The following is a 22909-nucleotide window of genomic DNA, read 5'->3' as shown; positions in this document are numbered from 1 at the left end:
AGGGTTGCTAAATAGAAAATTAAGTAACTCTGACACAAGTGGTCAAGAGTTTTGATTTAAGTTTCCACAAAGGTAAGACAGACCTATCAATCTTTACGTTTCAGTATTATTAACAAATTAAGAATAATCGATATTCAAATTCTTGACTTTTAAGAAGATATACTATTTTCAGTTTATTTTTTAAACTGCCTCCAGTACAAATTAATTACTTACTAAAATATTTTCTTTGATATTCAAATGATATTCTTTTTCTGAAATAGAATCATTTTTTAATAATTCTTGCAAAGAAAGTTTGATTAATTTATAAAAAACTTCATTTTTTTCGAAATAAAAGGCATTTTTAGCCATTTTGAGGGATTTTCCAAATTTTCTTTGGTTAAAAAACAAAACTCCTTGATTAAAATAAAGTAAGGCAGAAGCATTTTCCAATGTTACCAAATTGTTAAATGTATTATTATCTGATACTAATACAATTTCATTTTGTACTACCTTTTCTACTTTTTTCGCTTGTTCTCCTAAGTAAAAATCAATTCCTTTTGGTGTAGCAATAAATCCTTTTTCTAAATTGGTACTCTCAAAGATAATTTCACTCTTATCTGATAATTCTATTTTTATAAAAACATGAATTGGAGTTTGGACAAGTTGATAGGTATAATTAAAGTTTCCTCTTTCCTTTATTTCTTCCAACAGTACAGCATACAAAACAGAACCAGTCAAGCAATCATATTTTCCACTATCAATCGTTTGAAAAAAACTAGAGTATAAAGTATATTCTTTTAAAAATGTTTCTTGTACAGCAAAAAACAAACGTCTTAATGTTTTTGCTTCGTTGGTGGGTACAATCTTAAATGTTGCATCAAAATCTATAATTTTCTTAATTGCTTTCTCCTTCATTTCTGGAGTAATAGAATCATGAGTATCTAAAAAATCAGAAACTTGGGAAGACATCTTCTGTTCGTTATGAGAGTTAGAAGACGAGTTGAGAGAATAAGTAGGCAGAGCAAAGCTAAAAGAAAAGCCACTCATCAAAATTGTCACTATGAACAAATGAAGAACAAAAAATAAAGCCTTTTTGCTTGAAAAAAGTAGAGTTTCTAATCTAAGTAAAATATTTATTCGATACGATAATATGTGTTTAGAGTGTTTCAAAATAATAAATGATTTAAAAGGTGGTCAGAATAATGAATAATCACGAAGAATTTAATAGGTTCTTTGATACAGATTCCAAAATAAATAGGGATTAAATGAATGAATCTATTAACAATTTAGTAACATTTGGTTAATATTAACGAAAATTTCTGAGAAAATGTTATTCTGATTGGTATAAATTTCAAATTCTCTACAAAACTCTTTTCCTTAGAATTGCTTTTTAGAAATACAATAAGGTAGGATTGGTAAATGATTTGTATGATTTATATGATGAATGAAGATAAATACAACTGTAAGTCAGCGAAGCTAAACTACTTTCTTTATAATTTAATTAAAAAATAAAATTCTATGCATTTCATATTTTCAAAATACCTTAATTTATTTTTTCTTCTTTCTTTAGTATTGTTTTTTAGCTTTTCTTTGGTCAGTTGTCAAGAAAATGAGGAACTTCTTTGTCCAGAGTTAGTAGTTTATTCGCTACAAAGTGAAATAGATAGTCCTGCAAAAAATGAAATAGCCGAAAATCAGATTTTGACTTATGAGGTAGAAGAACAACTAGGTTTTGAACTTTCTTTTTTGATAGAGAATAAAGGAGGAAATATCCTTAAAATAGGCGAAATACAATCAACAAGTACAGATTCTACACTCAATTTTGAAATTATTCAACCTCTAAAAAATAAGTTTGAAACAGGTGAAAATGATTCTTTTAGACTAGATTTTGAAGGGTTGGAAATAGGAGAGTATCAAATTCCGATTACGATTCTTTCGAATGATTGGAACGAACCTAGCTTTATTTTCTTCATCAAAATAATTGTAAACCCTCCACCTGCGCCAAAATTTCCAGATATAAAAGTGTATCAACAAACTACTTTTATTCCTTCCCAAACAGGAACTTATTTTTTGAATGATACAGAAGCAGGACAGCGTTATGAAACCATTTTTACTATCAAAAATGAAGGAGAATCAAAACTCATTATTTCAGATATTATTTCTACAACAACTGATTTTGAAGTGCAAGATGTAGCTCAAAACGAACTTTTGCCTAATCAAGAAACTACTTTTTTAGTCATCTTTGAACCTACTGAAGCAAGAAATTATTCTACTCAAATTCAGATTGAAAATAATGACCCCAATAATGAAGAAAACCCCTATATTTTCGAAATAATTGCTAATCCAAATCCTGCACCTGAGCCAGATATTGCCGTTTTTTATAGAGATGGAAATAGTACAGAGCTACAAAATGGCTTTGAGTTTATAGAAGGAGGAGATTTAGAAACGGATTTTCAAGAAATTTTTGAGTTTGAGATTGAAAATCAAGGAAATACAACGCTTAATCTTTCTAGCATTTCAAGTGATAATTCTGATTTTGATGTTTCGAATATAACTACAAATAGCTTAGAGCCAACTGAAAAAACTCGTTTCTTTGTTCGTTTTACAGCTACTACTTTAGGAGAAAATATAGGAACAATAAGCATTCAAAACAACGACCCAGACGAAAATCCATTTACATTCAAGATTCGTTTTACAGTAAAAGAACCTGCTTTTCGTATCAATTATCTGACAGTTACTATTCCAGATGGACTAAATACAGTTCCTTCAAATACAGGTGCAAATCGCACCCTTTTTCAGAAAGAATTTGAAGTGATTGACCCACAAAATATCGTTACTGGTGCTGCTGTATTGAGAGTAAGAGTAATTACAGATAGTGGAGGGAGTGATTCTTTTTCAGTAACTACTTTCGGAACAGATGGAAGACGAATTTTCTTTGAGAATGATTTTGATGAGCTTTTTTATAGACAAAGTATTCGTTTTGCAGAAGCTGACTATTTAGATTTTGAGGTGTATTTAGAACTTCCCACAGGACAGCGTAGTAATTTGGAAAAATATAGGCTTTTACGTCCTAATGGTGCAAACTAGAGTTTTTGATATAAATAGAAAAGTCCTTATTTCTGAAAATGAAATAAAGACTTTATTCAATGCTCAAAGTTATTAAAGAGCTTTTCTTTTTCTAATTTCCTTTGTGCTAAATAGATTTTCGTTTCTTTATTCAAAAACCCTCCTCGTTCAAGCCAAAATGTTTTGAATGGGTTATAAATAGGCTTTCCATAAAGAGGTGAAGGGTAAAATATAGCTGTCTTATTTTTTTTAAAATAATTCCAGTTTACTCTGTCAAAATGATAATGTCTATCTAACCAACTCTTTACTCCTTTAACGTGAACTCGGTATTTAACTACTTGATATTTAGTTAATTATGTATTAATTTGATTTATTTTTATCAAAAAAGGCTAAAAAAGATTATTTTTGAATAGCTCTACTCAACTTTAATCTCTTTAGCCTTATGTTTGACAAAACTATGAAATTCGACGAAGACCACCTCATAGGTATTTTCTATTTGGTAGATGAGTTCTGTTTACAAGCTCAATCTTATGTATCCAGTAACTGGGTAGGAACGAAAAGTAGTTCTACTTTTCCTTCTTTACCTACTCGTGTTCCACAATTATCAGCGAGTGAAATTATGACTATCTTGGTATATTATAATTACTCAGGTTATAAGAATTTTCAATACTATTATCAGCGTTTTGTTTGTACTGATTTAGCCCCTTATTTTCCTAAACTTTGCTCCTATAATCGTTTTTTAGAATTGATAGAAAGAGTAAGTTTACCGATGTATGTACTGGCTAAATTACTCTGTTCTAAAAGTCAAAAAACAGGGACTTATTTTGTAGATTCTAAGAAAATAGTGGTCTCTGATAATCGCCGTATTCATTCTCATAAAGTGTTTAAAGACAGCGCAAAGCGAGGAAAAGGCTCAATGGGTTGGTTTTTTGGTTTTAAACTTCATTTAGTTATCAATCAATTAGGAGAGGTAATGGCTTTTGAAATTACAGCAGCAAACAAAGCAGATAATAATCATAACTTACTCAAAAATTTATTGAAAAATCTAAAAGGAAACTCCTTCGGTGATAAAGGATATTTGACAAAAATATGGCAAAAACTATATGAAAATGGACTTAAAATGATAACCAAAACTAAAAAAAATATGAAGAATCAACTCATCACTTTGAAAGAAAAATATACCCTCAGAAAAAGAGCCGTTATTGAATCTGTAAATGATATTTTAACTTCCGTTTTTGACTTAGAACATTCTAGACACAGAAAACCAATAAATGCTTTTACTCATATGGCAGCTACAATAGTCGCATATCATGTATACCCAGAAAAACCTAGAGTTTTTGTTCCCAACTAATACCGAGTTCACGTTCCTTTATAATTTCTGATGCCAGAGAGATTGAAACAGTTCTTCTTTCCAAAAACGTCTAATACAGTTATTATATCTATTGCTTCTCCTGTTTTCTCATCAATATAAAAAGCCACTATTTCTATTTCAGAAATATACATTTTCCAATGTATTTCCTCCCTACCAATAAGGCAAATAGAATCTTCATTGATTTGTAAATATTCTCTTTCTACCTCCATAGCTTTTTACTCAAAAAACAGCATAAAAAATGGATAACTTCTTAATCATAAACTAAAAAATCATCCATTCTAAATTATTTTTATATATCTTTTAGGAATAGAAATTAATAAGTTAAATTCGTAATTTTTAATTCGTAATTGTTCCTTACACTTTATTAATAGCTACTTTCTGCAAAATTCCATCAATGATATTTCGTGTTGTGATTCCTTCAGCTTCGGCTTCAAAATTTAGAATAATACGGTGTCCGAAAATATCATAAATCACTTCTTTGATGTCTTCTGGAATTACATAATCTCTTCCTTCCATAAATGCCATCGCCTTTGCAGCACGATTAAGCGCAATACCAGCACGAGGAGAAACACCAAACTGAACATATTTTGCTTCTTCTTTCAAGCCATAATCTTTTGGAAAACGACTTGCAAAAATTAGTTCGACTACATATTCTTCAAGCTGCTCGTTCATTTTTACTTGATTGATGGCTTCACGAATAGCAAAAACTTCATTACTAGAAAGAACTGGATTTACTTCTTCTTTATAATTTGTATTTGCCATACGACGCATAATTTCTAATTCCGATTTTTTATCTGGATAAGTAATAAAAACTTTCATCATAAAACGATCGACTTGTGCTTCTGGAAGTGGATATGTTCCTTCTTGATCGACTGGATTCTGCGTTGCTAATACCAAAAAAGGCTTATCCAACTTAAAAGTAGTTTCTCCAATCGTAACTTGTCTTTCTTGCATGGCTTCCAAAAGAGCAGCCTGTACTTTGGCAGGAGAACGGTTGATTTCATCAGCAAGAATAATATTTGAAAAAATAGGTCCTTTCTTTACCTCAAATTCTCCTCTTGTTTGATTATAAATCATTGTTCCGATAAGGTCAGCAGGTAAAAGGTCTGGTGTAAACTGAATACGTTGGAAACCTAAATCCAATACTTTTGCAAGTGTATTTACTGTCAAAGTTTTGGCAAGTCCTGGAACACCTTCTAAAAGTACGTGTCCTTGTGTAAAAAGTCCAATCAAAAGACGATTGACCATATAACGCTGTCCGACGACAACTTTTCCCATTTCTGTATAAACCTGTTCTATTTTAGCTCTAAGCTCTTGATTATCAGCAGTCATATAATGATAAATTACGTTTTTTGAGGGTTTGATAAATCAAACTTCTACATAAATGATTTTGGTGTAAAAACTCTATGATTAATAAGTTGAACACAACATAAGACAAAGATTTGTTTAAAAATTGTATTTTGCAAATCTTAGCCATTTCTTTTAGTTTCTTTCTAAGAATTATTCTGAAAGATAAGTAATAATTAGCTATCTTTTGTCAATCCATTTTTTTTTAAGAAATTTGTAGAACCAATTACGAATTATTAATTACGAATTACGAATAAATTATATAGTTAAAGTATATTTTTAGAATTCGACTTCGCTTTCAACTTCACTTTTGCAAAAAACTAAATCAGAATCTCTTCTTGAAAGGGTAAAAGAAACCCAAACAGAACCAACAAAGGCTTTTCAAAGATTGCTTTTTGTGATGGAAGACCTTAGAGAAAATTGTCCTTGGGACAAAAAACAGACATTAGAATCGCTTCGATACCTTACGATTGAGGAAGTGTACGAGCTTTCTGATGCCATTTTATCACAAAAAGACAAGAAAGACAAAACAGAAATCAAAAAAGAACTAGGCGATTTGATGTTGCATTTAGTTTTTTATTCCAAAATTGCTTCTGAAACTAATGATTTTGATGTTACAGATGTTTTAAATTCTGTTTGCGAAAAACTTATTCATCGTCATCCTCATATTTATAGCAATGTTATTGCAGAAACAGAAGCAGAGGTAAAATTGAATTGGGAAAGAATTAAATTACAAGAAAAAGGTAATTCTGATTCTATTCAAAAACCAAAAAGTCTTTTTGAAGGTGTTCCTAAATCTATGCCTGCGCTTGTAAAAGCAATCCGAATTCAAGAAAAAGCTCGTGGAGTGGGTTTTGATTGGGATAAAGCAGTTGATGTTTGGGAGAAAGTCAAGGAAGAAGAAAGCGAATTATTCGAACATATTGATACTTCTGACAACACTGTTCATAAAGTAACTAATCAAGAAGAAGCCGAACAAGAATTTGGAGATTTACTCTTTTCAATGATTAACTATGCTCGTTTTTTGGGTATAAATCCTGAAAATGCACTTGAAAAAACAAACAGAAAATTTATAGGTCGTTTTGAGTTTTTGGAAACAGAAGCACAAAAAGACGGAAAAAAATTAGAAGAAATGACCTTAGCTGAAATGGAAAATTACTGGCAAAAGGCAAAGAAAATATAACCAATAAATAATAATAAAACAGACCCTAAGGGTTTTCAGAAACCCTTAGGGTCTAAGAAAATAAAGGGAAATAATACATAACAAATGGAACTAACTACACAGGCTATCGCCAATTTGGTAGGTGGAAAAGTGGAAGGAGATGAGAAGGCAAAAATTAATACAGTTGCCAAAATACAAGAAGGTACAACAGGTGCGATTGCTTTTTTGGCAAATCCAAAATACGAAAATTTCATTTATGAAACCAAAGCAACGGCTGTTTTGGTAAGTGAAAATTTTGAAGCAAAAGAACCTATTTCTACTACACTTATTCGTGTTCCTGATGCTTATACAGCATTTGGAAAACTTCTTACAGCTTATCAACAAATGACATTGATGAAAAAAGTAGGCATCGAAAAACCTTCTTTTCAGTCTAGCACAAGCGATTTGGGCGAAGATGTTTATTTGGGAGCATTTAGTTATGTAGGTGAGAATACCAAAATAGGAAATAATGTCAAGATTTATCCTAATTCTTATATTGGAGATAATTGTAAAATAGATGATGATACTGTTATTTATGCAGGCGTAAAAATCTATTCAAACACTAAAATTGGTAAAAATTGCATTATTCATTCGGGTGCAGTCATCGGAAGTGATGGTTTTGGTTTTGCTCCTCAAAAAGATGGTTCATACCAAGCTATTCCTCAAATTGGAAATGTAGTTTTGGAAGATAATGTTAGTATTGGTGCAAATGCTGCTATTGATTGCGCTACAATGGGTTCGACACTCATCAAAAAAGGTGTCAAAATTGATAATTTAGTTCAGATTGCTCATAATGTTCAAGTAGGAAAAAATACCGTTATTGCTGCACAAAGTGGTGTTTCTGGTTCTTCTGAAATTGGAGAAAGCTGTATTTTAGCTGGACAAGTTGGAGTGGTTGGGCATATCAAAATTGCTGATAAAGTAACCATTGCTGCACAAAGTGGTGTTTCGAAAACCTATACAAAAAAAGGAGGAAATCTTTTGGGTTCTCCTGCCAACGAACACGGACAACAAATCAAAAACTTTGTCGTCATTAAAAACTTAGCTTCTTTGAAGAAAAAAGTTGATGAATTGGATAGGAAAGTGAATGGGTAAATGATTTTTTTAAAACTTTGACAGTCCTTTCACAAGGCTGTCAATAGTTTTTGCTCAACTATTGTCAGAGTTATTTTGGATTACCGAAAAACTACTGACAAAGTTTTACGAATATGTTACGTCACACAAACCTATTTCTCTACAATCGTTTCAATTTCTTCATAATCATACTTTCCTAAAAAATCTCCTTTAGGAGTCGTTTTGTAGCGTGTACGGATTGTTTGAGGATTTCTGCCTAGCTTTTCTACAACGGTTTCAAATTCAAAATTAGTAGAGTTTGTTTTTGGATAGTTACAGTAAAAAATATCAAAATAACCTCTATCTAATTGCAATCCTATCTTATTTTTTTCGAATAGATATAATTTTGGTAGTCTAAAAAAATGACAAAAGCATCCTATTTTGTGATATTTTTCGTTATTATCATCTCTAAGAGTAGTTAAGAGAGTATTTTTGTACAATAGTTTATACAAGTTAGATTTATTATAAAAATGTTCATTTTCAGTTATAGGCTTCAACATACTTATATATTCATTACCACCAGAGTAATCTACGTAATATAATGACTCTACATTTGCAAAATTGATTTTACCTTTCATTTCTAGAGAATCAACAATATCTTCTACTATAGATATACTATCCAATATTACTCTACCTCTTGGATTATCATATTCCATCATTATCATACCTCTTTTATCTCTTTTTCTCCAAATTTCTAGTTCATTAAATCCTAAATTATGCAACTTATGAATTTCATTTGCAGAAACAATAAGGTGTTTTTCAGTTTTGTTTTTATTGTTCTGAAGTAAATAAAGTTGATAAGAAATTAAGCCCACAAGAAGCCAAAGCAAAGCCGAAACTGTATAGTATGTTTTTTTATTTTTCATATTGGGTTCTGTCTATTCCGTATTCTAAATAGATTCTTTTATGATTATCATTGTGATTTATATCTGGAAACCATTTGAATTGTAAGTCTTTTATATCAAAATTTCCTTCATCTATTATGAAAAAACCTTTTTCGTTAATGTGATACTTGACATTGGTTTGAAAATGCTCTTTCGTTGCTATACTTTTTCTTGTAGAATCCATAAAAGGAGCTACTTCAACCATAAAGACATCATAATTTCCTTTTTCAGATTTATGTATTGTAGGAAAGAAAATATTATTAATAGATTTATCACTACACTTAAAATAGCCATATTCTTCAGCTAAAATAATAATAGATACAAAATTGATATACGCTAATTCTGCTTTAACTCTCGCTAAATGAATAAGAGTTTCTATAGTCTTTCCTTTTAAATATTTTTCAGTTAGTTTCTTATTAGATTGTCCATTCTGAAATGTATAGTTTTGATATTTTTGAGCAAGTAAAGTATCTATTTTGCTGATTTCTTGTACATACTCTTGAAATAATGTTTGAATTTCTAACTCTTCGATAGAAAAATACTTGTTATAGATTTTTGCTTTTTCTGCCTTGTGTGAAGATTTAATTTTATTTTCAAGCTCATAAACAGGTTTGTTTATTTTCTTTAAATATCTAGAATGAATACTTCGCAAACTATCAGATTTATCAATTAGAACTTTATAGAAAAACCTATCAAAATTACCCATTTCGGAAAAACAAGCATCTGCTGAATGAATACTTTTATCTGCTGTATGAGCAAATAGATTTGATAATCTATCCGTGTCTGCTTTGGTTTGTTCTAATAGTACAAGCTGTTTTTCATCGTATTTATCAATCCAAAATACATCATGGACATATTTCCCTCCCAAGATGAGCAGAATAAATAAAGGAATAAGAGGATGAAGTATTTTTTTCATAAAGAAAAATCTGATTTTGAAAAACTAAATGTTTGATACTTGTTAAAATAGGTAATTTATTTTAAAACATAAAACTCACTTGATTTATTTTAGCACGACATAAACAGTAAGACAAACAATGCTTTTATAAAGATGTCTTCTGATAATTAAGTAGTCTTAATTAATTCATTATTCAAAAGAAGTTTTTACCTTTGTAGAACTAATAAACTAAGTCTATTTCGTTATTTCTTTTAATTTATCTCAAAAATTGATACTAAGGTCATAACTGGCTCAACAACTTGCCTTTAAATCTGTCTTTATATATATGAAAACCAATCAACACACAATACAAAAATCCGTTACCGTTTCAGGAATCGGTCTGCATACAGGCGTAAAATCTACCATGACTTTTTTACCTGCCAAACCAAATCATGGAATAAAATTTTGCAGAATAGACATAGAAGGAAGACCTGTCGTAGATGCAGACGTAGATTTTGTAGTTGATGTGTCAAGAGGAACAACCATCGAAAAAGGAGAAGCACGAGTAAATACGGTAGAACATACACTAGCTGCTCTTGTCGGTTTGGAAATCGATAACGTAATGATTGAATTAGATGGACCCGAACCTCCAATTATGGATGGAAGCTCCATTGATTTTATTAATAAATTAAAAGAGGCTGGACTAGAAGAGCAAAATGTACCTCGTAATTTCTTTGAAATCGATACAAGTATTCATTATACAGATGCAGATAAAAATATAGAAATTGCAGCTCTTCCTTTGGATAATTATCGTCTTACTGTAATGGTAGATTATAATTCGCCTGTTTTGGGAAGTCAGTATGCAGCTTTAAATGATATTTCTGAGTTTGAAAAGGAAATTGCTTCTTGTCGCACTTTTTGTTTCTTACACGAATTGGAAACGCTTTATAATAATAATCTTATTCAAGGTGGCGATTTTGATAATGCTATCGTGATTGTAGATAGAGTTTTGTCGGATGAAGAAATGGCTCGTCTTGCCAAAATGTTTAATAAAGACAAAATAGAAGTAAAGAAAGAAGGAACATTAAATAATGTAGAACTTCGTTATAAAAACGAACCAGCAAGACATAAATTGTTAGATTTAGTGGGTGATTTGGCTCTAGTTGGTCGTCCGTTGAAAGCACAAATTTTGGCTGCAAGACCAGGACATGCTGCAAATGTTGCTTTTGCTAAAAAAATAAAGAAAAGAATTCAGAAAGCATCTGGTGTTCAGATTCCAAAGTATGACCCAAAAACACCTCCCGTTTTAGATGTAAATCAAATATCTAAAATTCTTCCTCATCGTTATCCGTTTATGCTCGTCGATAAAATCATTTATTTAGATGAAACGTCGGTTATTGGAGTAAAAAATGTAACAATGAATGAACCATTTTTTCAAGGACACTTTCCAGAAAACCCAGTAATGCCTGGTGTTTTACAAATAGAAGCGATGGCACAAACAGGTGGGATTTTGGTCTTGAACACAGTTGATGACCCAAATAATTATTGGTCATATTTTATCGGAATTGATAATTGTCGTTTCCGTCAGAAAGTCTTACCAGGAGATACAGTTATTTTCAAGTGTGAGCTTGTAGCACCTATTCGTAGAGGAATTGCTAAAATGAAAGGACAAGCTTATGTAGCAGGTAAGTTAGTTTGTGAAGCTGTCTTGACGGCTGGTATTGTAAAGAAAGACTAAAAGAATATTCAATAAATATACTATTTTTATGATACCTTTTAATGATTTACTTTTATTTGCACTAGCATCTTTAATAATGGTTTTGTCTCCAGGACCAAACATGATTTATCTAATTTCACGTTCATTATCACAAGGAAAAAATGCAGGTCTTATTTCCCTTTTGGGAGTAATTAGTGGATTTTTATTTCATGTTCTTATGGTTTCTTTTGGACTTACAGCTATATTTTTTGCTATTCCGTATGCCTTTATAGTTGTCAAATTTCTTGGAGTAGGGTATTTGTTATATTTGGCATACAAAACTCTTACCTCAAAAAACAAAGCTTTTGAAAGCAATAAAACACTAGAAAAAGATAGTTCATTAAGGCTCTTTAATATTGGGTTATTAACAAATATACTTAATCCTAAAATGGCTGTATTCTATTTATCTTTCTTCCCTCAATTTATAAAGGTAGAATACGGTTCAGTTTTGCTTCAAAGTTTTCAACTTGGTATCATTCAAATTATAATTAGTCTTACAGTTAATTTTTTAATCGTAATTTTTGCTGCAAAGATAGCCAACTGGTTTTCAAAAAAACCTCTTTGGTTGAAAATCCAAAAATGGTTTATGGCTTCTGTACTAACAGGACTTGCAGTTAAAATGGCTTTTACTAAAATCAAATAATTTTATCAGCAAACTTTAATACAAACTCAAAACGCATTTGCTTTTCTAGTAAATGCGTTTTTTACATAAAAAATAAAATGGGACAAAGCATAGCCTTATACGAAATCAGTAAAGAACAATTTGATATTTTAGCTCAAAATCCTTCTTGTTTTGATGAGAAAATGACGGAGGAATATCAAGTTTTTGAAAATAACTTTGAGGGCATTTTATTTGTTCTTCAAAAAACAATTTCTGATGAATACAAAGAAGTTATTCAAGAAGTTTTCTATTCTAAAGACCACATCGGAGACAGTATTATTGATTATTTTGACTCATTAGAAGGAGAATATGATGGCAATTCAGATTTTAAAGACAATGCTATTTCATACTTACCTCCAAAAAGAGTAAACCTACTAAATCAAATTCTGAACGAAATAGATAAAGAATACTTTCTATCTCAATATAATTCAGAAGAACTCAACAATAACAGAGTTTATCCCGAAATATGGCACGACCACGAAACTACGGATAAAGCGTACAATAAATTAGATATTGAGAACGGGTTTGATAAGCTAAAAATGATTTTTAATGAAGCCACTAAAAACAAAAATTATATTCTTTCCTTTTTGAGCTAAAAATAGGTAGGGAAAAGCAACTCCTTTCCCCACCTCAATAGAAAATCTTAAATCAATCCAGACACAACACCATTCACAACAACAAAACGCTTATTCGGATTTTTTATATTTTCAAAAACCAAATTAGGATTCTTTTCAAGGTCTATTTTTTCACTTTGCATGATAAGTTTGTAGTCCTCTAAATTATGCTCTTCGTGTCCGTAAAAGGTCGATAAATCTCCCATATCCACTATCTGACTTTTAAACAGATATTGATGTTCTTTTGTATCAAATTTAGAATGTCTTTCAAAAGCTATATCTGCTCTAAACTTTACAAACTGTGGATATTCAATTTCTACATTTCTAAGAATTACATCATAAAACTGTGTTCCATTTAAAGGTAATTTTTCGTAGGCTTCTATTGATTTATCTTTGTGTAAGTCATTAGCAATGCTTAAAAGTCCATTCAGAATAGAAACATAATTATATTTTCTGACTTCTTGCTTTTCCCAATCGTTTGGATAATGACCCGATTCTATCAAAATTGTTCCGTAGCCAAGTTTCTGAAAACCATCTCCAAAAGCACGAACTTCAAATTCATCATCAAATTTAGCCATCTTTCCTCCTAACTCTTCCTCCAATCCTTCTACCATCAAAGAAATTACTTGCATGGCTTCTAATCTTCGCATTCCTTCTTTTTTAATGGTCGTTTCCTTATCAAAAGCAGGAGCAAGAAAAGCAAGTGTAGTCGGAACAGGAGTTTTTCCTACTGAATACTTTGAACGTTGGTCGTGTAGATTAAAACTAAAAAGAGGTTGTATTTTGGCAGCCAAATCAATGAGTAAATTTGCTTCTGGTGTTTGTCTTTCTACGAAATCTCTATTCATATCAATTCCTTGTGCCGTTCTGCGTGTAAAAAGTGCTGTTCCATCAGGATTAAGAACAGGAACAAAATGCAGTGTAAAATGACCTTTTAGAATTTCTACTAATTTCTTATCTTCTTCTGTAAATGGATTTTCTAAAAAATGAAAAATATCTAAAAGTGCCATTGTTGCTGTTGGTTCGTTGCCATGCATCTGTGACCAAAGCAAAACAGGTGTTTTTCCATTCCCAAAAGTAAGATGATAAATAGGTCTTTTTTGAGCAGATTCTCCTAATTTGTTTTTAGTGAAATTAGAATTTTGTTTTTTTATTACATCCTCTAAAAGCTCATTAAATTCTTCAGGTTGAAAATGTCTATAAACTAATAATTTTTCTTTATAGAGTGAATAATTTTCTAAAAGTTGTGGCGTAAAATTCATTTTTATTTTTGATTTAATACAGGGATGCTATAAGGTAATTCTTCCAAAAATTTACTCCAGTTGGGGATTTTGTCTTGATGTAAAATAGTATGAAACTTTATTTTTTTTTCTTCTTTAGTCTTAATTTCTAAAGAAAGTATATAATTATCTTCTTTCCGACAAACTTGAGCCGACATATATTTAAGAGAATATTTCAACTCCTTAATTTGAGTAAAATTAATTTTATTTTCAATCTTCTTTTTTTTATAGTTTATAGATTGATTTTTCAAATCAAGAGCTACATAAGTAGCTTTCTTAGGGTTGTCTTTACCTATAAAAGACCTTTTTCTACGATTCAAGTTTACAGCTACGCCAATCATACTTAATGCAATCCCTAAAAAAATAACACCATAAATAGGAGATGTTTTAATTCCAATAAAAAAAACCATAAACATTACTGTAAATGTAAGTGCTATTGCTCCTAAACTAATTAGTATTGAACTTTTGATAAATTCTCTCTGTCCTTCTTTTCCTTCTTGGGAAAAATAACTTCCTCTTCGAAACAAAAAAGGCAAATACTCTAAAGGTTTTGCAACTAATTGTAATAATTTAGAAACAGGAATTTCAGATAAACTTTCTTTTTGATTACAATGTTCATTTCCCAAATACTCCCAACTTTCTATAAAAAAAGCAGATTTACAAGCAGCACAAATCACAATAGTATGCCCTTCTTCTATTTTTTCTCCTGTAATAGGGTCAATACGCTCTTGTTTTAAAAAATCTGAATGGGTAGTTCTGTCTAAATAGTGAGTGTGAAGCATTTTTTTTATTATTTTTGATTTAATTCAATCAAATTTCAATTAGTAAAATCTGATTTCTAACCTCATACTTCTGACTTTACTAACCCACCATTACGTGAGCATTCGGATAACGATAAGAATTTGTAACAACAGCATTACTAAGAGCAAGAGCAAGAGTAAGTGTTCCGACACGTCCCAAATACATAGACATAATAATAATTACTTTTCCCCAAAAAGAGAGTTCACCTGTTAAGTTCATACTAATTCCGACGGTTGCAAAGGCAGAAACCTGTTCGAAAATAATCTTTAATATAAATTTTGTATCGTTTGGAGAGGAGGGTTCTTGTACCAAAAGTAGAAGAAAAATAGCCAAAATATTATATGCAATCGCAAAAATAAAAATGGCAAATGCTTTTCTAATAAGCTCATCTGGAATAGTTCGGTTTGCAATTACGATGCGCTCCTGCCTTCTGATACTCGCCACAGCAGCCACAAAAACTAACACAAAAGTAGTAATTTTGATACCACCAGCCGTCGAACCCGAAGAAGCACCAATAAACATCAATACCAAACACATCATAATCGTAGCAGGATTCAATGCTTCAAAATCCATTGTATTAAAACCTGCCGTTCTTGTTGTCATGGACTGAAAAAGTGCCGTTACGAAGGCTTGAATAATAGTTCTGTCTGTTAATTTTTCTATTTCTAATAAAAGAAAACCAATCGTACCAATAACAAGCAACGTCATTGTAGTATAAACGTTGATTTTGGTTACTACATTCCATTGTTTCCAAGGTTTTACAAAACGCTCTTTTATGCTTCTGAATGAAAAAATATCTTCAATGGTTGTATAACCAAGTCCACCCAAAACGACAATCCAAACAATAATAAAATGTAGATTGTACATTCTATCAATTTTGTAATTTGTATCTGCCATTCCTCCAGAAAACAAACTAAAACCACCATTACAAAAAGCAGAAACTGAATGAAAAAAGGAAAAGAATATTTTTTGTCCTACATCTTCAAATTGCTGACTTTGTTCCCAAAGCTCTTCGTCCCACGCATAATAAATGCCGATTGTACCCAACAGCTCAATAAAAAGAGTAATCAAAACAACTTTACGAAGAAGTTTGGTAGCCGAAACAAGCGATTCACTACTCAAATAATCTTGAATAATAGATTGGTGTTTTATTCCTACTCCTTGTGTCAAGAAACTAGCAAAAAATGTAGCAAAAGATACCATTCCAATCCCTCCTAATTGTATCAGCACCAAAATTACAATCTGTCCCTTGAGCGTAAAAGCAGTAGCCGTATCCACTACAATAAGTCCAGTAACACAAGAAGCACTCGTAGAGGTAAAGATAGCGTCAATCAAATCCAAACTTGTTTTACCAGGAGTCATTGTCGGCAGCATCAAAAGACCTGCTCCCATCAAAATCAAAAGAACAAAACTAAGAAGGAAAGTTGTAGCAGGTTTATAGCTAATTTCTGAAAGGTGTGTCGTGATACGTGTCAAATCTAACCCTATCATCAAGAGCATATAAATTGACAGAAAATGCTGATTAGAGAGTTCTGGATTAGAAAATCCTAAAAGTTCAAAATAATAGTAGGTAATTCTGAAATTGAGAATATAATTTATTATTCCACAAAAAATAACAAAAGCAATCAGAAGAGCCTCAAACCAGTTTTTACGTAAAAAATCTATCCAATGAGAATCATAAATGACCCTAAAAATAAAAAATATTGCAAAAGCAAAAAAAATAATATCTAATGTACCAAAAATCACTCGTTCAATAGGAGCATCTACATGAAAACCATAACGATACACCAAAAAGCCAAGCGCAATAGCCGAACAGATTACTGAAAGTGTCTTTATCAGTAATAAAATTCTGTCCCGACTTTCAAACACATGGTTTTGAAATCGTTCCCGAAAAGTATTTCTATATGTAGAAAAACGAGTTTTAAAATTCTTCAAGCAGGATGTACAATTTTACTTTATTGGTATAAAAAATAACAAGTACTATTTTTTATACGAACACAAATTGAATTTTAGTTCAAAGAAACAAATTTTTTTGGCAAAATAATAATCAAATAAACTTGAAACTTAGTAGATTAAGTCTATTTTTATAAAAAAATGAACCTTAGAACGACTATTTTGTGTTTCAATTTTATATTTTGAAAAAAATGACGTTGTTTTGTACTACGTAGCTGTCAGCTTCCAAGCTGTCAGAAAAATACAAAGACTTTAATTTATGATACTTTAAACGATAGCTTGGAAGCTATTGGCTACATTATGAAAAGACAAGATATAAAAGACTTATTAGAGTCAAAAGAATTTGACCAACCTGTCCATACAAAAGGATGGATTCGTGGAGAACGTGGAAATGCGTATGTTCGTTTTTTAGGACTTAATGACGGTTCTAGCCTTGAAAATATTCAAGTAGTGGCTGATGCCGAAAAATTTGATGAAAATCTTAGAAAGCGTTTTAATGTTGGTGCTGCCGTTTCGGTTACAGGAACTTTAGTAGAATCAAAAGGAAAAGGTCAGAGCGTAGAAATTGTGGCTGATTCGATAGAGGTTTTGGGGGATGCTGATGCTGAAAAATATCCGATTCAACCAAAAGCACACTCTATGGAATTTTTGAGAGAAAATGCACACCTTAGAAGTCGTACTACTACTTTTGGCGCAATTTTCCGTTTACGTCATGCACTTTCATTCGCCATTCATAATTATTTCAATGAACGTCGTTTTTATTATTGGCATTCTCCAATCCTTACAGCATCTGATGCAGAAGGAGCAGGAGAAATTTTTAGAGTAACCAATTTTGACATTGATGATTTTGATTCAATTCCTAAAATTGCAGAAGGCGACCACAAAGGAAAAATAGATAACAAAGAAGATTTCTTCGGAAAACCAACCAACCTTACTGTTTCTGGACAGCTAGAAGCAGAACTAGGAGCTTTAGGACTGGGAAGAGTTTATACTTTTGGTCCTACTTTTAGAGCTGAAAACTCAAATACAGCTCGTCATTTAGCTGAATTTTGGATGGTAGAACCCGAAATGGCTTTCTATGATTTGAAAGATAATATGGATTTGGTAGAAGATTTCTTGAAGTATTTAATAAAATATGCCTTAGACAATTATAGAGAAGAAATTGAATTTTTAAATACAAAATTTGTAAAAGAAAATTCTCAAAAGAAAAAAGAAGAGCGTGCAGAAATGGGTCTAATTCAAAAATTGGAGTTTGTTTTGGCAAATGATTTCAAACGAATTACTTATACAGAAGCGATTGATGTTTTACTTAACTCTAAGCATTACAAAAAAGGTAAATTCCAGTATGATGTAAAATGGGGAGTTGATTTACAATCTGAACACGAACGTTTCTTAGTAGAAAAACACTTCAAAACGCCTGTTATTCTTTATAACTATCCGAAAGACATCAAAGCATTTTATATGCGTCAGAACGATGGAGAAGAAGCAGGAAAAGAAACCGTAGCAGCAATGGACGTACTTTTCCCTGGAATTGGAGAGATTGTAGGAGGTTCGCAGCGTGAAGAGCGTTTGGACAGATTACAAGCACGTACTGATGCAATGGGAATTACAGAAGAGCTTTGGTGGTACTTGGATACTCGTAAATTTGGAACGGTAGAACACTCTGGTTTCGGACTTGGTTTTGAGCGTTTGATATTGTTTATTACTGGAATGGGAAATATTAGAGATGTAATTCCTTTTCCTAGAACTCCTAAAAATGCTGAGTTTTAAGAAATTATGAAAATGCACGAAATAACAATAGAAATTGATTCTAATGAAGATATTTGGAAACTTATCGATAAAGAGTCAGACCATATTTTTATAAGTAATTTTAATCCAAATTCTTCTACTTCTTGGTGGAAAACTGATTTAAAAATTTCAGAGAATCAAAATTTAAGGAATATCTCTGTTCGGAATATGAGTGTAAATTTACAAGTAAATTTAGCTACTCTTAAAGAAATAATTGAATTAAATACACAAAGTTTGGTTATCTATCAGTTTGCTAAACCTATTCCAGACACACTTTTAGTAAATCAGTTAATGGAACAATCAAAAGAGAATATCCTAATTCAGAATGATTTAAAACATTGTTTTATTGTTAATTTTGAGTTCTTGACAATAAAATCTTTTGATGAAAATTTTATTAATGACATTCATAAAAATAGTATAATATGACTTACTTTTGTAGTGAATGTGGTATAGAACATGATGATTTTAATAGTTTAGCAATAGCTTTCGATGCGCCTATTTACTATACTAATCTTTCAAAAGAAGAAAGAAATAATAGAGCAAAATTAGGTGCTGATTTTTGTATCATTCACTATGAAGATCAAACTGATAGATTTATTCGCTGTGTCTTGTCGCAAAAAATTCTTAATAGTTGTCAAGAGCTTGAATATGGTCTTTGGGTTTCTGTAAGTGAGAAAAGCCATCAAGATTATTGGGATAACTTTAATAATGAAGAGGATTCTACAAATTATTTTGGTTGGATTAGTAATTCTATTTCAGAATACAAAGATATTATCAAAGTTCCTGTCAAAATATGTGTTTTAGAAGGCAATCAACGTCCAGAAATCATTCCTGATGAAAATTTTGAACATCCTTTTGTTGAAGATTATTATAATGGAATTACGGAAGAAGAAGCAAAACGAAGAATTAGTCATATAATATAAACCTCAAAAAGTCTTTTCTAACTAAGTTGGAAAAGACTTTTTTTATTACAAAAACACATACTTTATAAAACAGAAACTATCTTTGCAAATTATTTAAAATCAAAAAATAAACCCAACAAAAATGAACAAAATTTTAAAATTAGCCTTCTTATTTCTTTTCCTAACAAATATAGCTTGCGCTCAAAATTCAAACGAAAAAACACTACTTTGGAGAATTTCTGGAAACGGACTTTCAGAACCTTCTTATTTGTATGGGACAATTCATGTTCCAAATAACAAATTTATGAATTTTAGTGATTCGATGAAACGAGTTTTACGAACTGTAAATTCGATAATAGTAGAAGTACACGAAACCAATCCTTTTGCTGGATTATCAGGAATGTCAATGGAAGATGGAAAATCACTAAAAAAACTTCTTGGAGAAAAAGACTATGCAGAACTTGAAAAACGTGTAAAAGAAGATTCCAAACTAGCAAGTTTGTTACCTTTTTTAGATAAAATAAAACCTCTGATTATTAGTTCTCAACTTTCAATGCAGCATGCAGAAAAAAATATGGAACTTCCTATGGACTTTCTGTTTGGTTTAAAGGCAAAAGATAGAAATCAAAAAATGATAGGCTTAGAAACTACTGCCGAGCAGTACAAATCATTTGGAGATGTAAACATGGACGAACAATTAAGTATGTTGCGACATGTCATCTATAATGTTGAAGCTGATAAAGAAGAAATGGAAGAAGTAACGGCTGCCTATTTAGAACAAGATATTGATAAAAGTGCTAGTTTTATAGCAACTTATCAAGAAGAATACCCTGATTTTGTAGAGCAAATAATGACAAAAAGAAATATCAGAATGATTCAGCGTACTGATAGTTTATTGAAATTAGAATCGAATCGTCTTATTGCTATTGGTGCTGGTCATTTGGGAGCAGAAGATGGTTTTATTGCAGTCTTGCGCCAAAAAGGATATACTGTAGAAGCTGTGATGCCTACTTATACCGAAGAACCTAAAGTAAGAATTGATTATAATCCAAAATGGGTTTCTTTCAAAACAAAAGATTTTTCGTGTAAATTTCCAAATGAAAAACCTATTCAAAAAGACCCTTCTCAAGAACGTTATACATTAGAACAAACAATAAATGGCAATAAAAATGCTTTTATGGTTTATTCTCAAGAAATAAAAGCAGAAGGCAGAACGAGAGAACAATTTTACGAAGAAACAAAAACAAATATCAAAAACTCTCAATCAAGTTCAGTATTACATGAAATAAAAATTGATGGGCTTGATGCCGTAGAAACCCAGCTTAATATGATGGGACAAACGATGAGAGCTATTTATGTAATCAATAAAAAACTGGATAGAGTAATAATGATTATGGTAGTAGGAGAAGAACAAGTTATAAAAGCTGATTTTGCTGATAAATTTATCAATTCCTTTAAAATCAAATAAATTCTGGTCAGAACTAGGGCAAACGCACGAAATTTTATTTTTTAAGAATTGGTTCAAGCGAGGACGCTTAAACCTGTTTTTGTCTAATTCAAGCGTCCTCGCTTGAATTTTAAAACTAAAAAAATAGGTCAAAAAGAGTATAAAATTACAGCAATTCCCAATGTAACACGAATTCAATCTCAAAGCTATGATTTAGTCTTTTTTTTGCTAAAAAAATCAACATTTAAGAGAGTTTAAAGCTACTTTTTCAAATTTTTGAATCCTAGAAAGGCGTTTTATTGCTAATTTAATTTACATTGGGAACTGCTGATAAAATTACACATTTTATTTTCGTGCGTTTGCCCTGGACAAGAACTATTTCAAATCCTTTTTTAATTTCTCAAAATTAGAAGAGGATTTTTTCTTTTTCATCAATTTCTCTCTAAAAATAGCTAGAAAAAACAATCAAATTTCCTATATTGAGAAGTAAATATCAAAACTTATTACAAGATGTATGGAACAAATTACTCCTTTACTCATTACAGGTCTTTTGGCAATCTTAGGAACAGTCATTGGAAATATCGTCAATGGCTATTGGTCGACGCAACTTGCCAAGAAAAATGCACAATCGGCTCTCATTCAAAAAGCCATGGAATCGCCAGACCCAAAAGTAAGAGCCAAATCTTTAGAGTTTTTGATAAAAGTAAATTTGATAGAAGACAAAAAAATCACAGCAGGTGTAAATGAAATACTTAATTCAAAAGAATTAGACCTTTTGCCTCAATTCAATGCGCCTAGTATTGTCCAAACAGATAAAGTAGGTGTAACCGAAATGAAAAGCGCAAAAAGTCAGTTGGTAGATAAAGAAAAAAGTGAAGGAAATCCGATTGAGCAAGATAATTTCTTAGCTCTGACTGGTTTTGTGGTACGTAGTGGAGATATTATCGATGGTTTTACGCCTATTTTTAGTGAAATAGGAACAAAAGACAAATTATTTAAGTCCAAAAGAATGGGCAAACATTTTGGAGGAAATGATGGAGGTTCAACCGAAATTTATAAAGAAGGTTATCTTATTACAGGAATAGAGCTTATTCGTGGTTATTATTTTGGACGTGAAGAGGTAATTCACGTACAAGTTACTTGGCACAAACTCACTCCAAAAGGAATTGATTATAATGATAAAATTGTTTCAGAGAAACTAGGAAGTGGCAATTTTGCTGAGTTTAATGAACAAACACCTTCTAGCATTTTTCAAGCAAAAGCAAATCATTTTATTACTGATTTTGCAGCACAACAATCTTATCATTCTGATGGAAGTACATTTTTGCATGATATGAAAATCACAGAAGAAGCTTTGCCTGTTTAGATTTTATAATTAAACAACTAAAAGAGCTATTTCGAATACCAATTTCAAGTTAATCATAACATTCTCATAAAAATGTAGAGTTATTTTTCTATTCTTACATGAACTCGGTATTAGAATTTATGTATTAATCAGTCTATGCTTCTTTATTAGCTGATTTTGCGAACTATCTTGTCAGTACACCTTCAAGATGTCAGACAATTTAGTCCAACATCGCTGTCTGACACTCTGAAGTGTCTGACAGGGACATAAAGCCTACTGTTTACCCACATGTTTTTAAACGTAAAACACAGATAGTGTATTTGTAGGTTAAAGGCTTGCCTTTGACTGTATTTGTATTCTTTTCAAACTAAAAAATGACTACCTAACTTGTCAAAGGCAAGCCTTTGCCCTACAAATTTCAACATTTCCATTGGTTTGGAAACTATTTTATGCAAAAACAACCTATTTTAGACTTGTGGGTAATCGATAGGGACATAAAGCAAGAATATAATACCGAGTTCACGTT

Annotated in this window: 20 protein-coding genes; 12 read left to right on the top strand and 8 right to left on the bottom strand. The window is 31.1% G+C overall.

Annotated features, from left to right (window positions below; all coding sequences use genetic code 11):
• Positions 1-201: 201 nt before the first annotated feature.
• Positions 202-1149: a hypothetical protein gene (locus tag ACE193_RS16140; protein WP_375559254.1), complete on the bottom strand. Its 948-nt coding sequence runs from the start codon at positions 1147-1149 to the stop codon at positions 202-204.
• Between the two features lie 348 nt (positions 1150-1497).
• Between ACE193_RS16140 and ACE193_RS16135 the strand changes: the two genes are divergently transcribed.
• Together ACE193_RS16135 and ACE193_RS16130 are read left to right on the top strand one after the other, a co-directional pair.
• On the top strand, positions 1498-3066 hold the full coding sequence (locus tag ACE193_RS16135; RefSeq protein ID WP_375559253.1) for a choice-of-anchor D domain-containing protein: 1569 nt from the start codon (positions 1498-1500) through the stop codon (positions 3064-3066).
• Between the two features lie 436 nt (positions 3067-3502).
• Entirely contained in the window at positions 3503-4396 is an 894-nt protein-coding gene (locus tag ACE193_RS16130) for an IS982 family transposase (RefSeq protein ID WP_375559252.1), read from the top strand.
• 8 nt (positions 4397-4404) lie between these two features.
• Here ACE193_RS16130 and ACE193_RS16125 read toward each other — a convergent pair whose 3' ends face one another.
• Both ACE193_RS16125 and ACE193_RS16120 read right to left on the bottom strand, forming a co-directional pair.
• A complete protein-coding gene (locus ACE193_RS16125; RefSeq protein WP_375559251.1) occupies positions 4405-4626 on the bottom strand; it encodes a hypothetical protein in 222 nt (73 codons plus the stop codon).
• Between the two features lie 145 nt (positions 4627-4771).
• On the bottom strand, positions 4772-5749 hold the full coding sequence (locus tag ACE193_RS16120; RefSeq protein WP_375559250.1) for an AAA family ATPase: 978 nt from the start codon (positions 5747-5749) through the stop codon (positions 4772-4774).
• 325 nt (positions 5750-6074) lie between these two features.
• Here ACE193_RS16120 and mazG point away from each other — a divergent pair, with 325 nt between their 5' ends.
• Together mazG and lpxD are read left to right on the top strand one after the other, a co-directional pair.
• Positions 6075-6947 (top strand): nucleoside triphosphate pyrophosphohydrolase, encoded by an 873-nt coding sequence (gene mazG / locus ACE193_RS16115; RefSeq protein ID WP_375559249.1) that lies wholly within the window; start codon positions 6075-6077, stop codon positions 6945-6947.
• An 84-nt stretch (positions 6948-7031) separates the two neighbouring features.
• Entirely contained in the window at positions 7032-8060 is a 1029-nt protein-coding gene (lpxD, locus tag ACE193_RS16110) for a UDP-3-O-(3-hydroxymyristoyl)glucosamine N-acyltransferase (RefSeq protein WP_375559248.1), read from the top strand.
• A 131-nt stretch (positions 8061-8191) separates the two neighbouring features.
• On the opposite strand, the gene ACE193_RS16105 is transcribed toward lpxD, so the two are convergent.
• Together ACE193_RS16105 and ACE193_RS16100 are read right to left on the bottom strand one after the other, a co-directional pair.
• Positions 8192-8944: a hypothetical protein gene (locus tag ACE193_RS16105; protein ID WP_375559247.1), complete on the bottom strand. Its 753-nt coding sequence runs from the start codon at positions 8942-8944 to the stop codon at positions 8192-8194.
• Complete coding sequence (locus ACE193_RS16100) at positions 8934-9878, bottom strand: hypothetical protein (RefSeq protein ID WP_375559246.1); 945 nt, start codon at positions 9876-9878, stop codon at positions 8934-8936. Before ACE193_RS16100 ends, ACE193_RS16105 begins: the two co-directional genes overlap by 11 nt.
• A 304-nt stretch (positions 9879-10182) precedes the next feature.
• Here ACE193_RS16100 and ACE193_RS16095 point away from each other — a divergent pair, with 304 nt between their 5' ends.
• The 3 genes from ACE193_RS16095 (at position 10183) to ACE193_RS16085 (ending at position 12849) form a co-directional block, all read left to right on the top strand.
• Entirely contained in the window at positions 10183-11574 is a 1392-nt protein-coding gene (locus ACE193_RS16095) for a bifunctional UDP-3-O-[3-hydroxymyristoyl] N-acetylglucosamine deacetylase/3-hydroxyacyl-ACP dehydratase (RefSeq protein WP_375559245.1), read from the top strand.
• A gap of 28 nt (positions 11575-11602) precedes the next feature.
• Complete coding sequence (locus ACE193_RS16090) at positions 11603-12235, top strand: LysE family translocator (RefSeq protein WP_375559244.1); 633 nt, start codon at positions 11603-11605, stop codon at positions 12233-12235.
• 77 nt (positions 12236-12312) lie between these two features.
• Positions 12313-12849 (top strand): DUF1877 family protein, encoded by a 537-nt coding sequence (locus tag ACE193_RS16085; RefSeq protein WP_375559243.1) that lies wholly within the window; start codon positions 12313-12315, stop codon positions 12847-12849.
• 47 nt (positions 12850-12896) lie between these two features.
• On the opposite strand, the gene ACE193_RS16080 is transcribed toward ACE193_RS16085, so the two are convergent.
• From ACE193_RS16080 to ACE193_RS16070, 3 genes are all read right to left on the bottom strand, one after another.
• On the bottom strand, positions 12897-14129 hold the full coding sequence (locus ACE193_RS16080) for a M14 family zinc carboxypeptidase (protein ID WP_375559242.1): 1233 nt from the start codon (positions 14127-14129) through the stop codon (positions 12897-12899).
• A gap of 2 nt (positions 14130-14131) precedes the next feature.
• Entirely contained in the window at positions 14132-14929 is a 798-nt protein-coding gene (locus tag ACE193_RS16075; protein ID WP_375559241.1) for a hypothetical protein, read from the bottom strand.
• A gap of 79 nt (positions 14930-15008) precedes the next feature.
• A complete protein-coding gene (locus ACE193_RS16070) occupies positions 15009-16883 on the bottom strand; it encodes a TrkH family potassium uptake protein (RefSeq protein WP_375559240.1) in 1875 nt (624 codons plus the stop codon).
• A 318-nt stretch (positions 16884-17201) separates the two neighbouring features.
• Here ACE193_RS16070 and asnS point away from each other — a divergent pair, with 318 nt between their 5' ends.
• The 5 genes from asnS (at position 17202) to ACE193_RS16045 (ending at position 22404) form a co-directional block, all read left to right on the top strand.
• Positions 17202-18671, top strand: a complete 1470-nt coding sequence (asnS, locus tag ACE193_RS16065; protein WP_375559239.1) for an asparagine--tRNA ligase — start codon at positions 17202-17204, stop codon at positions 18669-18671.
• A gap of 12 nt (positions 18672-18683) precedes the next feature.
• A complete protein-coding gene (locus ACE193_RS16060) occupies positions 18684-19115 on the top strand; it encodes a hypothetical protein (RefSeq protein WP_375559238.1) in 432 nt (143 codons plus the stop codon).
• On the top strand, positions 19112-19612 hold the full coding sequence (locus tag ACE193_RS16055; RefSeq protein ID WP_375559237.1) for a DUF2199 domain-containing protein: 501 nt from the start codon (positions 19112-19114) through the stop codon (positions 19610-19612). The genes ACE193_RS16060 and ACE193_RS16055 overlap by 4 nt, the downstream gene beginning before the upstream one ends.
• 121 nt (positions 19613-19733) lie before the next feature.
• The gene (locus ACE193_RS16050; protein ID WP_375559236.1) at positions 19734-21059 is read left to right on the top strand and encodes a TraB/GumN family protein; all 1326 of its coding nucleotides are present in this window, start codon (positions 19734-19736) and stop codon (positions 21057-21059) included.
• Positions 21060-21552: 493 nt separating this feature from the next.
• The gene (locus tag ACE193_RS16045; protein ID WP_375559235.1) at positions 21553-22404 is read left to right on the top strand and encodes a hypothetical protein; all 852 of its coding nucleotides are present in this window, start codon (positions 21553-21555) and stop codon (positions 22402-22404) included.
• Positions 22405-22909: the final 505 nt, after the last annotated feature.

The sequence above is a fragment of the Bernardetia aquimarina genome (genome assembly GCF_042180575.1).
In the GTDB taxonomy this organism is placed as follows: domain Bacteria; phylum Bacteroidota; class Bacteroidia; order Cytophagales; family Bernardetiaceae; genus Bernardetia.
The sequence above is the reverse complement of the archived record's forward strand: the minus strand, read 5'-3'. Positions and strand labels throughout refer to the sequence as shown.

Bases quoted from the DNA above. Each gene is read 5' to 3' on its own strand.
- ACE193_RS16045 (WP_375559235.1), top strand. From the start codon at position 21,553: ATGGAACAAATTACTCCTTTACTCATTACAGGTCTTTTGGCAATCTTA.
- lpxD (WP_375559248.1), top strand. From the start codon at position 7,032: ATGGAACTAACTACACAGGCTATCGCCAATTTGGTAGGTGGAAAAGTG.
- ACE193_RS16120 (WP_375559250.1), bottom strand. From the start codon at position 5,749: ATGACTGCTGATAATCAAGAGCTTAGAGCTAAAATAGAACAGGTTTAT.
- ACE193_RS16075 (WP_375559241.1), bottom strand. From the start codon at position 14,929: ATGCTTCACACTCACTATTTAGACAGAACTACCCATTCAGATTTTTTA.
- ACE193_RS16050 (WP_375559236.1), top strand. From the start codon at position 19,734: ATGAACAAAATTTTAAAATTAGCCTTCTTATTTCTTTTCCTAACAAAT.
- ACE193_RS16105 (WP_375559247.1), bottom strand. From the start codon at position 8,944: ATGAAAAATAAAAAAACATACTATACAGTTTCGGCTTTGCTTTGGCTT.
- ACE193_RS16080 (WP_375559242.1), bottom strand. From the start codon at position 14,129: ATGAATTTTACGCCACAACTTTTAGAAAATTATTCACTCTATAAAGAA.
- ACE193_RS16085 (WP_375559243.1), top strand. From the start codon at position 12,313: ATGGGACAAAGCATAGCCTTATACGAAATCAGTAAAGAACAATTTGAT.
- ACE193_RS16095 (WP_375559245.1), top strand. From the start codon at position 10,183: ATGAAAACCAATCAACACACAATACAAAAATCCGTTACCGTTTCAGGA.
- ACE193_RS16135 (WP_375559253.1), top strand. From the start codon at position 1,498: ATGCATTTCATATTTTCAAAATACCTTAATTTATTTTTTCTTCTTTCT.
- ACE193_RS16060 (WP_375559238.1), top strand. From the start codon at position 18,684: ATGCACGAAATAACAATAGAAATTGATTCTAATGAAGATATTTGGAAA.
- ACE193_RS16090 (WP_375559244.1), top strand. From the start codon at position 11,603: ATGATACCTTTTAATGATTTACTTTTATTTGCACTAGCATCTTTAATA.
- asnS (WP_375559239.1), top strand. From the start codon at position 17,202: ATGAAAAGACAAGATATAAAAGACTTATTAGAGTCAAAAGAATTTGAC.
- ACE193_RS16055 (WP_375559237.1), top strand. From the start codon at position 19,112: ATGACTTACTTTTGTAGTGAATGTGGTATAGAACATGATGATTTTAAT.
- ACE193_RS16130 (WP_375559252.1), top strand. From the start codon at position 3,503: ATGAAATTCGACGAAGACCACCTCATAGGTATTTTCTATTTGGTAGAT.
- ACE193_RS16125 (WP_375559251.1), bottom strand. From the start codon at position 4,626: ATGGAGGTAGAAAGAGAATATTTACAAATCAATGAAGATTCTATTTGC.
- ACE193_RS16100 (WP_375559246.1), bottom strand. From the start codon at position 9,878: ATGAAAAAAATACTTCATCCTCTTATTCCTTTATTTATTCTGCTCATC.